The organism is Streptomyces sp. NPDC093600 (assembly GCF_044764755.1).
Taxonomy (GTDB): domain Bacteria; phylum Actinomycetota; class Actinomycetes; order Streptomycetales; family Streptomycetaceae; genus Streptomyces.
The window spans coordinates 494,169-507,598 of the sequence record NZ_JBIWIU010000002.1 but is presented as its reverse complement, the minus strand read 5'-3'; the positions used below and the strand labels follow the sequence as shown (position 1 = coordinate 507,598).

Sequence of the window (13,430 nt, the reverse complement as noted above, 5' to 3'; positions counted from 1 at the left end):
CTCAGGAGGTGGCGCCGACATGACCCCCCGACGCCACCTCCGCCGCCCCGTCAGAGTCCCCCTCCCGCTCCGCCTCCGCGAGGATCTCGGTCAGCCGGAGTCCGAACCGGGCGTCGCACCCGTGCGAGACCCCCGTACGCGCCGATTCCAGCAGCGCGTCCACCGCACGGCCCAGCGCCCCCAGCGCGCCGTCCCACCCCGGCATGACGGCCCGTCCGCGCTGGCCGTGCAGCGTGAGCGCCGCCTCCGCCGCCTCCGGCGGCGCGCTCAGGGTCAGGGTGGCCGTACTGCTCGCGCCGGAGGCGTGCCGCAGGACCAGGTGGCGGGTGTCCCCCGGGCCGCGCACGGACGTGATGTCCGTGACATCGCCGAGTACGGGGAGGTAGACGGAGAGCACATGGGGGCCGACGTCCCACAGGCCGCCCTTCTCGCGCCGCCACGGGGAGGCCGCGTACGCGCTCGTGGAGCCTGGGGCGAAGAGGGAGCCCAGCCAGTGGGCTTCCCCCAGGAACCAGCCGCCCGTCGCCGCCTGTTCGTCGATCCAGCGGGCGGTCGGCTCCGCGAACCGCAGCGTGCAGAAGACGACCGACGCGACCCCGGCCTTCTCGACCGCCTCGGCCACCTCCCTGGCCGCCGCCACCGTCGTGGCCACCGGCTTGTCGAGGAGCACATGGCAGCCCGCGGCCGCCGCTCGCGCCGCGAGCGGTGCCTGGATGTCCGGCGGCAGGGCGAAGGCCACGGCGTCGCACGCTTCGAAGAGGGCGTCGACGTCACCGTACGCGCGCGTGCCGCAGGCGGCGGCGAGTTCCTCCGCCGCCTCGGGCCGTCTGCCCCATACCCCGGCGAACTCGGCGCCCGGATGCGCGGCCAGCGCCGGCGCGTGCGTGCGCCCGGCCCAGGGGCCGGTGCCGAGGAGTCCGATACGGGGCTTGCCGCCCGGGAACGTCGTCATGCCCCCAGTCTGCCGGTCCCCACCGACATCGCCCCGCGGCGGCCCCACCGGGAGGAACAGCAGGAACGGGAAGAACGGGAGAGCCGAGTAACACGGGGTTCACAAACGGGCAACGGGCGGGAAATCCCTTGTTGCGAAGCTGCGCGCAGACACAGAGCACGACACCGCAGCTCTCGCAGCGTCGCGAGCCGCCGCGAGTACCCGCAGCGCACGCCCAAAGGATGAGGCCCGTGACCTTCAAGGCTGAGTACATCTGGATCGACGGCACCGAGCCGACCGCGAAGCTTCGCTCGAAGACGAAGATACTGCCGGGCACGGGCGCCACCCTCGACGAGCTGCCGATCTGGGGCTTCGACGGATCCAGCACGAACCAGGCCAAGGGCCACGCCTCGGACCGTGTCCTCAAGCCGGTCTTCGTCTGCCCGGACCCGATCCGCGGCGGCGCCGACATCCTCGTGATGTGCGAGGTCCTCAACACGGACATGACGCCGCACGAGTCCAACACGCGCGCCGCGCTGGCCGAGGTCTACGCGAAGTACGCCGCTCAGGAGCCGATCTTCGGCATCGAGCAGGAGTACACCTTCTTCGACGGCGAGCGTCCGCTCGGCTTCCCGGTCGGCGGCTTCCCGGCCCCGCAGGGCGGCTACTACTGCGGCGTCGGCGCCGACGAGATCTTCGGCCGTGACGTCGTCGAGGCGCACCTGGAGAACTGCCTGAAGGCGGGCCTGGGCATCTCCGGCATCAACGCCGAGGTCATGCCGGGCCAGTGGGAGTTCCAGGTCGGCCCGCTGGCGCCGCTCGAGGTCGCCGACCAGCTGTGGGTGGCGCGCTGGCTGCTCTACCGCACGGCCGAGGACTTCAAGGTCTCGGCGACGCTGGACCCGAAGCCGGTGAAGGGCGACTGGAACGGCGCGGGCGCGCACACCAACTTCTCCACGAAGGCGATGCGCGAGGGCTACGACGCGATCATCACCGCGTGCGAGTCCCTGGGCGAGGGCTCGAAGCCGCTCGACCACGTCAAGAACTACGGCGCGGGCATCGACGACCGCCTGACGGGTCTGCACGAGACGGCCCCGTGGGACGAGTACTCCTACGGCGTGTCGGACCGCGGCGCCTCGGTCCGTATCCCGTGGCAGGTCGAGCAGGACCGCAAGGGCTACATCGAGGACCGCCGCCCGAACGCGAACGTCGACCCGTACGTGGTGACGCGCCTTCTGGTGGACACCTGCTGCGAGGCCCTGGAGAAGGCCGGCCAGGTCTGATCCGCTCCGGTACGTGGATGAGGGCGCCCACCGTGAGGTGGGCGCCCTTCCGCCTTTCCCGGAAGGGGCTTTGGCCGGGGAGTGGCTGCTCGTCGGTGGTTCCTTCTGGTTGAATGAGGCCATGGCCATCACCCAGAACGTCGCCGCGACGGGTCGTCACGACCTGGAGCCGTTCTGGCCTTCCCGTCAGCACCACGACTTCGACCGGGTGTGTTGCCGCGCGAGGAACGCGTCGGCCCTCTAAAGCCTTCTGGCCCTCGGTAGCCTTCCGGCCTTCGGTCGACGCGCACGACGTACGAGACCTCTCCGTCCGTTTCTCCGCGCGAAAGAGCTGACTCCTCATGGCCCACACCCAGAGCGCTTCCCCGACCACGTCCCTCACGGCCGTCCGTCCCGGCCGGCACCGACTCCGTGCCGTCGACCCCCAGGAGGCCGTCGGCCTCGCCCGGGTCGCGGAATTCCTGCCGCCCGGTGCCACGCTGCTGCCCGCGCCCCCGCACACGCTGCCGGCGCTGCCCGGTCGACCGCCCATGGTCGGCTATCTCGTCCTCGTCCCGGCCGACCAGCACGCACCGGCGGCCGCCCCGGCGGCGACGGCCGAGCCGCAGGAGGGGCCGGTGTCCATCGACAGCGCCCGGCGGATCGCCGCCGTGGACGGGAGGGCGCTGGACCTCACCTACCTCGAGTTCGAGCTGCTCGCCCATCTCGTCGCCCATCCCCACCGGGTCCACACCCGCGACCAGTTGGTGACGACGGTGTGGGGGTACGGGCATGTGGGCGACGGCCGGACCGTCGATGTGCATGTGGCGCGGCTGCGCCGCAAGCTGGGTGCCGAGCACCGCCGCACGATCCGGACCGTGCGGCGGGTCGGCTACACGTACACGCCCTGATCAGGCGGGCGTGGCGAGGTCCCGGTCACGCTTCCGGGACCTCGCCTTCGTCACCAGGCCGGTCACGAGGTCGGCCGCGAGGAACGCCAGCAGGCTCAGGCCCAGCATCGGCACGAACCAGCCCACCAGGGCCGTAGCGGCGAGCAGCGGCAGCAGCAGCGTCGGCGGAACCCTCCGCCACGCCCCGCGCGCGACCGGGCGGCCCGGGCGGCGCAGCCACCACATGCGGTAGCCCCAGAGGATCAGCAGGATGAGGGCGAGCGCGAGGGCGGCGAGGACCAGCTGGTTGGCCAGGCCCAGGAGGACGCCCATGTGGACGTCGATGCCGAAGCGGGTGAGCTTGGCGAGCAACGGATATTCCGCGAACCGGAGTTCGTCCATGACCGTGCCGTCGGCCGGGTCCACCGCCACCGAGTCCAGGTGGACCGGGAACTGGGTGTCGGTCTCCTTGACGACATAGCCCTTGCCCTCGGAGGGCAGGACGACGGAGATCCTGCCGTCGACGCCGGCCGCGCGGGCCGACTCGACGACCCTGTCGATGCCGACGTCCGTGCCCGGCGCTGTCGGGGCCGGGTGGCCGGCGCCGTGGCCCGCGCCGTGGCCCTCGTGCTCGGACGGGCCGCCGGCCGCCGCGCCTTCGAGCGTCGCCGAGACGGTCGGGGTGGCGCCGCCGAGCTGGTCCTGGACCGCGCCGATGTTCTCGCCCGCGTACCGCGACCAGGTCAGTCCGGTCGCGGAGAGGACGACGAGTCCGGTCACCGCCCACAGGCCGACCGAGCCGTGCCAGGAGAGGGTACGGCGGCGGGACTTCGGGCCGCGCTCCGGTACGAACAGGGAGCGGCGGTTCTTCCTGCGGCGGCCGGTCCACAGCGCCAGGCCGCCGAGCGCGACCACCCACAGCCAGCTGGCGGCCAGCTCGCTGTAGTTGCGGCCGAGGTCGCCGAGGTGCAGATCCCGGTGGAGCCCGTCGATCCAGGTGCGCAGCGGCAGCGCGCCCGAGCTGCCGTAGCTGGGCAGCTGTCCGCGTATCTCCCCGGTGTACGGGTCGACGAAGACGGCGAGGGACGTGCCCTCCTCGACGTCCGGGTCGGCCATCAGTACGCGGGTGGTGGCGCCGGGCTCGGAGGAGGGCCAGACGGCGGTGACGGTGCCGTTGGGGTTCACCTTGGTGGCGGCGTGCACCTGCTGGGAGAGCGGCACGGTCCGGTCCCCGACGGGGACCTCCAGTTCGTGCGCGTAGAGCACCTTCTCGGCCTGGAAGGAGAGGGCGTAGAGGAGTCCGCTGGCGGCCGCGGCGAGCAGGAAGGGGGCGATGAGCACGCCCGCCCAGAAGTGGACGCGCAGGACGAGGGGGCGCAGGGCGCTCCAGGTCGTTGCGCGTTCGGGGGCGTCGGCGGCCGGGCCGGCGGGCGCTTCGGCCGCGTCCGGGCGCGCGGGATCGTCGATGGTCATGACTGTCCTCGGAGTGTGTCGGTGTCGGTGTCGTGCCGACAGGGGGTATCGGCCCCCGGGTCAGACGTGAGCTCCGAGGGCGGTGGCGCGGGTGGCGGACAGCCGGGGCGGGCCGCGCCGGGAGAGGGCGTGCGCGAGGACGACGCCGCACAGGCCTCGGGGGCGCGGGCGGGTGCGTACGAGAGGCGCGGGCTGGGGCGAGGGGAGGTGCGCGACGGCGAGCAGCAGGCGCAGCGGGGTGAAGGCCAGTGCCCCGACGGCTCGGCCGAGGGCGAAGAGCGCGGCCTCGCCGCGGGCCAGCCAGAGGCCGCAGACCACGGCGGCCAGGACGTGGGCGGCGAGCATCCCGACGGAGGTGTGGCCGCCGGCCATGTCGAAGACCGGGTTCGCGCTGGGATCCGCCATGGAGGCGTGCCCCAGGGACGTGTGACTCATGGACGCGTCGCCCATGGACGCGTGGCCCAGGGAGCCATGGTCGGCGCCGGTGTGCGCCGCACCACCGTGCTGTTCACCACCGTGCGGCTCACCCGACGAGAAGATCAGGTGCAGCGCCGTCTGGACCGCCAGCAGCCCGCCGCCGATCGAGAGCGGGCCCCGGCGCCGTCCGCTCACCAGCCACGCCAGGCCGCTCGTGACGGCGAAGGCCGCGTACAGCGAGCCGGGAGCGAGATCGTGCGCAGACATGGACGAATGCCCCACAGCCGCCAATGTCACGCACACCGCCGCGAAGAGTGCGGCTCGCAGGGCGCGTATCGGCGACCGGGCATCCGTCATGGTCCGGACATGGTGACATCCCGCCACCGGCCACGGGAGACCGCCTCCCAACCCTCTCCCCGCACGCCTCCCGCACCCTGCCCGGTTCCGGTTTCCTCCCGCATTCCTCCCGCAGCGGAACGGCTGTGCGAACGGCCGCCCCCGGGTGCACAGTCGTGGCATGAGACTTCTGATCTTGGGCGGTACGGAATTCGCCGGGCGCGCCGTGGCCGAGGCAGCGCTCGCCCGCGACTGGGAGGTGACGGTCTTCCACCGGGGCCGTCATGACCCCCCGCCCGGCACGCGGACCCTGATCGGCGACCGTACGGCCCCGGCGGCGGAAGGGCTCGCCGCGCTGGCGGACGGGAAGTGGGACGTCGTCGTCGACACCTGGTCGTCGGCGCCCTCGGCGGTGCGGGACGCGGCCCGGCTCCTCGCCGACCGGGTCGGGCGGTACGTCTATGTGTCGAGCCGCTCCGTGTACGCCTGGCCGCCGGCGGCCGGTCTCAGCGAGGACGGTCCGCTGGTCGAGGGCGACCCGGACGCCGGTGAGGTGCCGTACGCGCAGGCCAAGCGGGGCGGCGAGCTGGCGGCCCTCGGCGCGTTCGGGCCGGACCGCACCCTGTTCGTACGGGCGGGGCTGATCATCGGCCCGTACGAGAACGTCGGCCGGCTCCCCTGGTGGCTGGGCCGGATCGCCCGGGGCGGCCCGGTCCTCGCGCCCGGACCGCGCTCGCTGCCGCTGCAGTACATCGACGTCCGCGACCTCGCCGAGTGGACGCTCGACGCGGCCGAGGCGGGGCTTTCCGGCCCGTACAACCTGGTCTCGCCGCCCGGGCACACCACCATGGGTGAGCTGCTCGACGCCTGTGTGCGGGTGACCGGTTCCGACGCCGAGCTGCGCTGGACCGACCCGGAGACGGTGCTCGCGGCCGGCGTGGAGCCCTGGTCCGACCTGCCGGTATGGATTCCGCCGGGCGAGCTCTACGACGCGATGCACACCGCCGACGTCTCCAAGGCACTCGCCGCGGGACTGCGCTGCCGGTCGGCGGCGGAGACGGTCGCGGACACCTGGGCGTGGCTGGAATCGATCGGCGGTTCGGCGCCCCAGCGTCCGGACCGGCCCCCGCTCGGCCTCTCCCCGGAGCGGGAGGCCGCCCTGCTGTCGGACCGACGTACGGCCGGCTCCGACTGAACGCCCCAGGCGTCCCTTCCGTATAGAGCCCCATGGGACGCACACGAAAACGTTCGACACGCGCGAAGCGCGTGGTGGCCGCCTCCGTCGCACTCGTCCTGGGCGGAGGCGGGCTCATCGCCGTCAATGTGTATGCCTCGGCCGGCGAGGGCCGGGGCGATCCGCCCGCCGGCCGGGCCACGTCGCTCTCCACGATCGACTGCCCGGACGTGGCCGAGGAACTGTCCGAGGTGCCGCAGTCCGTACGGGGTGCGGTGGACCGCGAACTGGCCACGCTGGACAGCCAGATCACCGTCGCGTACCAGCGGTTCGCCGACAACAAGGAGCGGGCGGAGCGCGATCCGGAGTTCGCCGAGCAGCAGATCCTGACCCCGCTGGAGAACGAGCGCCGTAACATCCTCCAGCGGATCGGTCTCCTGCTCGAACAGCCGCCGCTGGAAAGCCTGGCGCCCTGCACCCTCCGGGCGGACGACGACGCTCCGCAGGAGGGCGACGACGACGCGCAGGACGGCGAGGAGAACGACGGCGACGACGGTGCCGCCGGCAACGGGCCGGAGGCTTCCGACTTCGTCGACATCCAGTCCGTGGCCCCCAATGTGCGCACCCCCCGGCAGCTGCGCGGAGCCTCCCGCGGCACCTTCACCACCGACTGCGGGCGGAACGAGAACGGCAAGTTCAACCCGGACAACGTGATCGTCGCGCCCGGCGTGCGCAACGGCGCCCACCACATGCACGACTACGTCGGCAACCAGGCCAACGACGCCTTCGCCAGCGACGAGGACCTGGCCAGGGGCCGGACCACCTGCCGCAACCAGGGCGACCGCTCCACCTACTACTGGCCGGTGCTGCGGCTCCAGAACGGGCGGGCGGAGGCCGACGCGGAGGCCGACGGCGGCGGCAAGGACCAGAACGTCGGCGAGATACAGACGCCCGACGAGGTCACCCTGGAGTTCGTCGGCAGTCCGGTCTCCAAGGTCACGGCGATGCCGCGGTTCCTGCGGATCATCACCGGGGACGCGAAGGCATTCACCAACGGCGACGCGAACGCCAACGCCTCCTGGTCGTGCACCGGTTTCGAGAACCGCCAGTTGAAGGACAAGTACCCGATCTGTCCGGAGGGCAGCAAGGTCGTGCGCACCTTCCGGTTCCAGAGCTGCTGGGACGGGCGGAACACCGACAGCGCCAACCACCGGACGCACGTGGCCTTCGCCGATCCCGCCTCGGGCCGGTGCGGCGACGGCTTCCGGGCGATTCCGCAGCTCGTGCAGCGGATCGTGTACGACGTGCCGCCGGGCCCGGGGTTCGCCGTGGACTCCTTCCCGGAACAGCTGCACAAACCGGTCACCGACCACGGGGACTTCATCAACGTCTTCGACCAGCGGCTGATGAAGCGCCTGGTGTCCTGCCTCAACGAAGGTCGCCGCTGTTCCTAGGGTGTGTCCGGATGCCTTCCGGTCACACCCCGGTTCAGTGGTGCCCGCCGGTGTGCGAGGGGTGCGGCTCGGCGGTCTCGATCTGACCGCCGAGCCGTTCGCGTACCCGCTCCACGGTCCGCGCGTCGCCGGCCACCGTCCACTTGCGGCCGACGAGGTACGAACCGCCGTAGTCCTTGGCCTCATTGAGCCACTCGCGCTGGCCGCGGTCGCTGGCGAAGGTGAGCAGGACGTACGTCCCGTCGCCCGTCGCGCACGACGCCTGGCGCAGCTCGGCCGCGTCCGGCCGCAGCTCGGGCTCGCACGCGGCCTTCGCGGCGATCTCCTCCAGGGTGCCGGTGGCCTCCTCGGGCCCGTCGCCCCTGCCACCGCCACCGCACCCGGTCATCAGCACCATCGCGGCGGCCAGGACCGCCGCCTCCGCCGTTCGCCGCGTACGCATCAGCATCCCCTCATCCTGCCCGTCCGCTCACCTGTTCCGGGGCCGAACGCCAGGAGTGGTGGAATCCGATCGATTACGGTTTGGTACGAAAAGGACTGATCCGGAGGAGTCGACGCCATGCCCGCCATTCCCGCCACCAACGTCGCCAACCTCCGCGACCTCGGCCCCCTCCCTCTGGGCGAGGGCCGCAGCGTCCGCCCCGGCCGGGTCTTCCGCTCCGGCCGGCTGGACCGTCTCGACTCGGCCGACCCGGTGGTGGCCTCCCTGGGCATCCGTACCGTCGTCGACTTCCGCACCGCGGCCGAGCGCGCCGACCGGCCCGACCACGTCCCGGACGGCGGACGGCTGCTCGTCGCCGACGTGCTCGCCGACCATCTGGCGGAGAGCGGCCTGCCGCCCGCCGCCCGGCTGAAGACCCTCCTCGGCGACCCCGTGCTCGCCGAGGAGGTGCTCGGCGGGGGCAAGGTGCGGGAGGCCTTCGCCCGCACCTACCGGGCCTTCGTCTCCACCGACTCCGCCCGCGCGGCGTACCGGGCCTTCCTCACCGAGCTGGGCGATCCGCGCGGCGGCCCGCTGCTCTTCCACTGCACGGCGGGCAAGGACCGCACGGGCTGGGCGGCGACGATCCTGCTGTCGGTCCTCGGCGCGGACGACGAGACGGTGATGGCGGAGTACCTGTCGGTCAACACGGCCGTCCGCCGGGCCTTCGCGCCGATGGTGGAGGGCTTCACGGCGCAGGGCGGCGATCCGGACCTCGCACTGGCCCTGATCGGAGTGGTGCCGGAGTACCTGACCGCCGCCCTGGACGAGGTGGCGGTCCGGCACGGCTCGATGGAGAAGTACGTACGGGACGGGCTCGGGGTCCCCGACGAGGTGACGGACGTGATCCGCGAGCGGCTGACGGTGTACGCGGCCTGAGCCCGGCGGCCACACCGGGCGGACGACGGGTCCGCGCGGGCGACCGGCACCCGGGCCGGGTGACGGGCGACCTGCGTGACGGGGCCGGGCGACGGCGACGGGAGACCGGGGTGACCATCGCAAGATTCGCTCGTTCTGCTGAACGTGAGCACCCAGGAACTCGCCCCCTCCCCCCACGGCCCCGACCCCGCCCCCGGGCCCGTCGACGTCGAGCAGGCCGAGGCCGCGCTCGTCGAGCACTATCCGCGGCTGGTCCGGATCGCGTACCTCGTGCTGCCGCCCTCGCTGGGGCGCAACCGGCGGGTGCTGACCGCGCACGCGGTCGTCCAGCGGTCGCTGCCGCGCCGCCGGACGTCCGGCGGCGCCGTTCCGGCCGCGCGCCGGCCGGAGGACGCCGTCGATCCCGGCTACGCCTATGTGCGGGGCGAGGTGCTGCGGCAGGCGCTGACCGCCGGGCTGCCGCTGAAGCGGCGGGCGCTGCCGCGCCGGGCCCAGTTCCCGCCGCTGCTGCCGCAGGTGTGGGGACTCCGACTGTTCCCGCGGGCCGGCGGTGCCGACGAACTGGCCCTGGACCAGCGGCTCTCCGCGCTCTCGGGGCCCGCGCGCGCGGCGTACGTGCTGCGCGGACTGGAGCGGCAGGGCGATCCGGAGGTGCTGCGGGTGCTGGCGACGGCCGGGGTGCCGGAGGCGGACGCGGAGGCGGCGCTCGCCGAGGCGGACGGGGCCGGGGCGGAGTACGGCCTGCTCGAATCGCCCGAGTTCGACCCGTGTTCGCTCCAGGCCCGGCCGACGGACCTCATGCGGCGCCGCCAGCACGGCAAGGCGGTGCTCGCCGCGGCGGCGGCGGTCGCGGTGTGCGGGACGCTGCTCGGACTGCCCGGGGACGGCTGGGGCAGAAACGGTGCTGCGGCGCCCTCGTACGCCCGTAATCCGGCCGCCGAGGCGGCGCTGGACCCGGGGAAGGTGAAGCGGGTCCCGGCCGGGTTCTGGCAGCGTTCGGCCCGCGTGGACTTCTCGGTGTGGCCGGAGCGCGGCGGCCTGGCCGGGGACCGGGCGCTGCTGCGGCGGGCCCTCGCGGTGTGGGCGCGCCCCGGCGGCTCGGTGCGGTCGTCGGCGACGCCCGGGACGCCGGTGGGACCGCCGATGGGCGCGCCGCAGCTGCTGTACGCGGGGGAGGTCGACGGCGCGCGGGTGGTGCTGTTCCACGACGGACTGCGGGCGGTGCGGTACGCGGAGCCGGCCGGGGGGACGAGCGGCGCGGCGCTGGACTTCGCGCGGACGGACGGGGCGGACGAGGCCGGCTCGGCGGCGCTCGTCGTCTCGCGCGCCGCGGGCAACGTCCGCTATCTGACGGCTCCTTGGGTACGGGAGACGGTGGTACGTGATCTGCTGGCCCCGTCGAGGAAGCCATGGCCGCTGGGGCGGAACGCGGACGGGGTGACCGATCCGATGCCGAGCCCCGCGTCGGCACGGGCGTGCACGGCCTGGCACGCGCTCCAGGTCCGGGACGGTACGGGCGTGCGGCTCCTGACCGATCTCGGGGAGCTGGCGCCCGCCCGGCTGACGGCGGGGCCGCCGGCGGCGCCGGTGGACGCCACGGGCGAGGAGGCGCGGGCGGGGTGGGCGCGGACGGCGTGCGGTCTGACGGCGGTGTTCTCGCACGGGGTGCGGGCGGTGAACTCCTGGCGGTTCGCCACGCAGCCGCTGCCGGAGGGCGGCGGGCGGGCCGCCTGGCTGTGCACCCGGGCGGAGACATGGCGGGGCACCGGGAGCAGGGTCCTCGCCCAGTTCCAGGCGCCCGCCGCCGCCCCGGCGGCGCTCGCGGCGAAGGCCGAGGAGTCACCCGCGTGCGGGGTGCGGGACCCGCGGGTCCTTGCGGGCGTGCTGTGGCAGGCGAAGAGCGGCGGTTGGTACGTCCTGGCGGCGGGCAGCGGCGACTTCGCCTCCCTGGAGACCTCGGGCGGGGTCGTGGGCCGCGCGGACGGGCACCTCCTGGCCCTGAGAACGAAGCCGGGCGCCCGGGCGGACCTCCACGGCACGCTGAAGAACGGCACGAGGGTGGACGCGCTGCGGTAGGGGGTGCCAGGCCTACCGGGCGCGGGGCGCTCCAGGCGCGGGGCCCTGCGAAAAGGCCGTGCACGACCCTGTCGCCGCCGCCTACGCCTCAGTACATTGACGCCATGTCTAATACGCAGCCCGCCCCGGTCGCGTCGGAGCACATCGAACTCAAGGCCCGGAAGGTCTCCTTCGACTGGGAGGAGACCCCGCTCCACTGGGTTCCCGGCGACCCGTTCACCACCCACACCATCAACGTGCTGCACCTCCTGCTCCCCGCGGGCGAGCGCTGGTTCGTGCACGTCTACAAGCAGGCGCTGCCGCTCATCACCGACGACCGGCTGCGTGCGGACGTCATCGGCTTCATCGGGCAGGAGGCCGTCCACTCCCAGGCCCATGACGACGTCCTCCCCCACCTCAAGAAGCTCGGCCTCGACCCCACCCCGTACACCGCGCAGGTCGACTGGTTCTTCGAGAAGCTGCTCGGCGACCGGACCCTGCCGCCCGGCAGGCCGCGCCGCTGGTGGCTGATGGAGCGGGTCGCCCTCATCGCCGCGATCGAGCACTACACCGCCTTCCTCGGCAACTGGGTCCTCAACGCCGAGGAGCTCGACCGCCGGGGCGCCGACCCCACCATGCTCGACCTGCTGCGCTGGCACGGCGCGGAAGAGGTCGAGCACCGCTCCGTCGCGTTCGAACTCTTCATGCACCTCGACGGCGGCTACCGCCGCCGGGCGCGCACCTGGGCCACCGCCTTCGCCGCGATGGTCTTCCTCTGGCAGCGCGGCACCCGTTTCTTCATGGAGAACGATCCAACGCTCACCGACGGAAAGGCGTCCGTCGGGCAGCTCGTCCGCAAGGGCAGGGAAGGCGTGCTGCCGTCCACGCCGGACCTGCTGCGCGCGATCCCCCGCTATCTCAGCCGCTCCTACCACCCCTCCCGGGAGGGGGACACCGCCCAGGCGGCCGCCTACCTCGCCTCCTCCCCCGGCGCCAACGGAGGCCGCTGATGCCCCGACCGGTCACCCTCCTCCTGGCCGCCGGAGCCGTCCTCCTCGCCAAGCGCGCCGCGCGCCGCCGGATCACCGCCTCACCGCTGTGGCCCATGCCCGCCCTCGACGAACCGACCTCGGGCCGCGGCCGGCTCTCCACCGTCACCCGCAGGGTCCTGATCACCGAGCGCGCCGAGCCCGCCGAGGGCGTGGTCCGGCTCCGCCTCGAAGGCGCCGGACTGCCCGCCTGGCAGCCGGGCGCCCACATCGACCTCGTCCTGCCGTCCGGCCTCGTACGCCAGTACTCGCTCTGCGGGGACCCGGCCGACACGGAGGCGTACACGGTCGCCACCCGGCTGATCGAGGACGGCCGCGGCGGCTCGCGCGAGGTGCACGAACAGCTCCACGAGGGGACGGAGGTCGAGATCCGCGGGCCCCGCAACCGCTTCCCGCTCGCCGACGCCCCCGCCTACGTCTTCGTCGCCGGAGGCATCGGCATCACGCCCGTCCTGCCCATGCTCCGCGCGGCGGAGGCCGCCGGCGCCGACTGGCGGCTGCTGTACTGCGGACGCGACCGGGCCACCATGGCGTTCCTCGACGAGGTCGAGAAGCTGGGCGCGGCAGGCGACCGCGTGAGCGTCGTCGCCGAGGACGAGTCGGGCCGGCCGGAGCTCGGCTTCCTCTCCGAGGTGACGGCGGAGACCGCGGTGTACTGCTGCGGCCCGGACGGTCTGATGGACGCGGTGGCCGCCGCGATGCCGCCGGGCCGCGTCCCGTACCTGGAGCGCTTCTCCCCCGCCGCAACGGCCGGTGGCGGCGACGCCTTCGAGGTCGAACTCCGGCGCTCCGGACGTACGGTGACGGTGGCGCCGGACCAGTCGGTGCTCGCCGCCGTCCGGGCCGAGGTGCCCGGTGTCCCGTACTCCTGCGAGCAGGGATTCTGCGGAACCTGCCAACAGCGGGTCGTGGAGGGCGAGATCGACCACCGGGACGAGCTGCTCACCGACGCCGAGCGCACCGACTCGATGCTGATCTGCGTCTCGCGGTGCGCGGGCGGGCGGCTGGTCCTCGACCTCTGATCAGGGA

The 13,430-nt window shown here is 73.6% G+C and carries 13 protein-coding genes; 9 read left to right on the top strand and 4 right to left on the bottom strand.

Annotation, left to right across the window (positions count from 1 at the left end; genetic code table 11):
- Position 1: 1 nt before the first annotated feature.
- Positions 2-952, bottom strand: a complete 951-nt coding sequence (locus ACIRB4_RS07965; RefSeq protein WP_403289200.1) for a Gfo/Idh/MocA family protein — start codon at positions 950-952, stop codon at positions 2-4.
- A 230-nt stretch (positions 953-1,182) separates the two neighbouring features.
- On the opposite strand from ACIRB4_RS07965, the gene glnII reads away from it, so the two are divergent.
- The 3 genes from glnII to ACIRB4_RS07950 all read left to right on the top strand — a co-directional run bounded on the left by glnII (position 1,183) and on the right by ACIRB4_RS07950 (position 3,104).
- Positions 1,183-2,214 carry a glutamine synthetase gene (gene glnII / locus ACIRB4_RS07960; RefSeq protein WP_403289199.1) on the top strand — a complete coding sequence of 344 codons (1,032 nt, stop codon included), beginning with the start codon at positions 1,183-1,185 and terminating at the stop codon, positions 2,212-2,214.
- 121 nt (positions 2,215-2,335) lie between these two features.
- Positions 2,336-2,458 (top strand): hypothetical protein, encoded by a 123-nt coding sequence (locus ACIRB4_RS07955; RefSeq protein WP_403289198.1) that lies wholly within the window; start codon positions 2,336-2,338, stop codon positions 2,456-2,458.
- A 97-nt stretch (positions 2,459-2,555) separates the two neighbouring features.
- Complete coding sequence (locus ACIRB4_RS07950) at positions 2,556-3,104, top strand: winged helix-turn-helix domain-containing protein (RefSeq protein ID WP_403289197.1); 549 nt, start codon at positions 2,556-2,558, stop codon at positions 3,102-3,104.
- Here the strand turns inward: ACIRB4_RS07950 and ACIRB4_RS07945 are convergent, their stop codons facing one another.
- Both ACIRB4_RS07945 and ACIRB4_RS07940 read right to left on the bottom strand, forming a co-directional pair.
- On the bottom strand, positions 3,105-4,556 hold the full coding sequence (locus ACIRB4_RS07945; RefSeq protein ID WP_403289195.1) for a PepSY-associated TM helix domain-containing protein: 1,452 nt from the start codon (positions 4,554-4,556) through the stop codon (positions 3,105-3,107). It lies immediately after the preceding gene.
- A gap of 60 nt (positions 4,557-4,616) precedes the next feature.
- Positions 4,617-5,240, bottom strand: coding sequence for a hypothetical protein (locus tag ACIRB4_RS07940; RefSeq protein WP_403289194.1), 624 nt, complete (start codon positions 5,238-5,240; stop codon positions 4,617-4,619).
- Between the two features lie 250 nt (positions 5,241-5,490).
- Here ACIRB4_RS07940 and ACIRB4_RS07935 point away from each other — a divergent pair, with 250 nt between their 5' ends.
- Complete coding sequence (locus ACIRB4_RS07935; protein WP_403289193.1) at positions 5,491-6,504, top strand: NAD-dependent epimerase/dehydratase family protein; 1,014 nt, start codon at positions 5,491-5,493, stop codon at positions 6,502-6,504.
- 32 nt (positions 6,505-6,536) lie between these two features.
- Positions 6,537-7,937: a DUF1996 domain-containing protein gene (locus ACIRB4_RS07930; RefSeq protein WP_403289192.1), complete on the top strand. Its 1,401-nt coding sequence runs from the start codon at positions 6,537-6,539 to the stop codon at positions 7,935-7,937.
- Between the two features lie 34 nt (positions 7,938-7,971).
- Here the strand turns inward: ACIRB4_RS07930 and ACIRB4_RS07925 are convergent, their stop codons facing one another.
- Positions 7,972-8,379, bottom strand: a complete 408-nt coding sequence (locus ACIRB4_RS07925; protein ID WP_403289191.1) for a hypothetical protein — start codon at positions 8,377-8,379, stop codon at positions 7,972-7,974.
- Positions 8,380-8,496: 117 nt separating this feature from the next.
- On the opposite strand from ACIRB4_RS07925, the gene ACIRB4_RS07920 reads away from it, so the two are divergent.
- The 4 genes from ACIRB4_RS07920 to ACIRB4_RS07905 all read left to right on the top strand — a co-directional run bounded on the left by ACIRB4_RS07920 (position 8,497) and on the right by ACIRB4_RS07905 (position 13,423).
- Positions 8,497-9,297 (top strand): tyrosine-protein phosphatase, encoded by an 801-nt coding sequence (locus ACIRB4_RS07920; RefSeq protein ID WP_403289190.1) that lies wholly within the window; start codon positions 8,497-8,499, stop codon positions 9,295-9,297.
- A gap of 144 nt (positions 9,298-9,441) precedes the next feature.
- Positions 9,442-11,373 (top strand): hypothetical protein, encoded by a 1,932-nt coding sequence (locus ACIRB4_RS07915; protein WP_403289189.1) that lies wholly within the window; start codon positions 9,442-9,444, stop codon positions 11,371-11,373.
- Positions 11,374-11,477: 104 nt separating this feature from the next.
- On the top strand, positions 11,478-12,362 hold the full coding sequence (locus ACIRB4_RS07910; RefSeq protein ID WP_403289188.1) for a metal-dependent hydrolase: 885 nt from the start codon (positions 11,478-11,480) through the stop codon (positions 12,360-12,362).
- Positions 12,362-13,423 carry a PDR/VanB family oxidoreductase gene (locus ACIRB4_RS07905; RefSeq protein ID WP_403289186.1) on the top strand — a complete coding sequence of 354 codons (1,062 nt, stop codon included), beginning with the start codon at positions 12,362-12,364 and terminating at the stop codon, positions 13,421-13,423. The genes ACIRB4_RS07910 and ACIRB4_RS07905 overlap by 1 nt, the downstream gene beginning before the upstream one ends.
- The last annotated feature ends 7 nt before the right edge of the window (positions 13,424-13,430 follow it).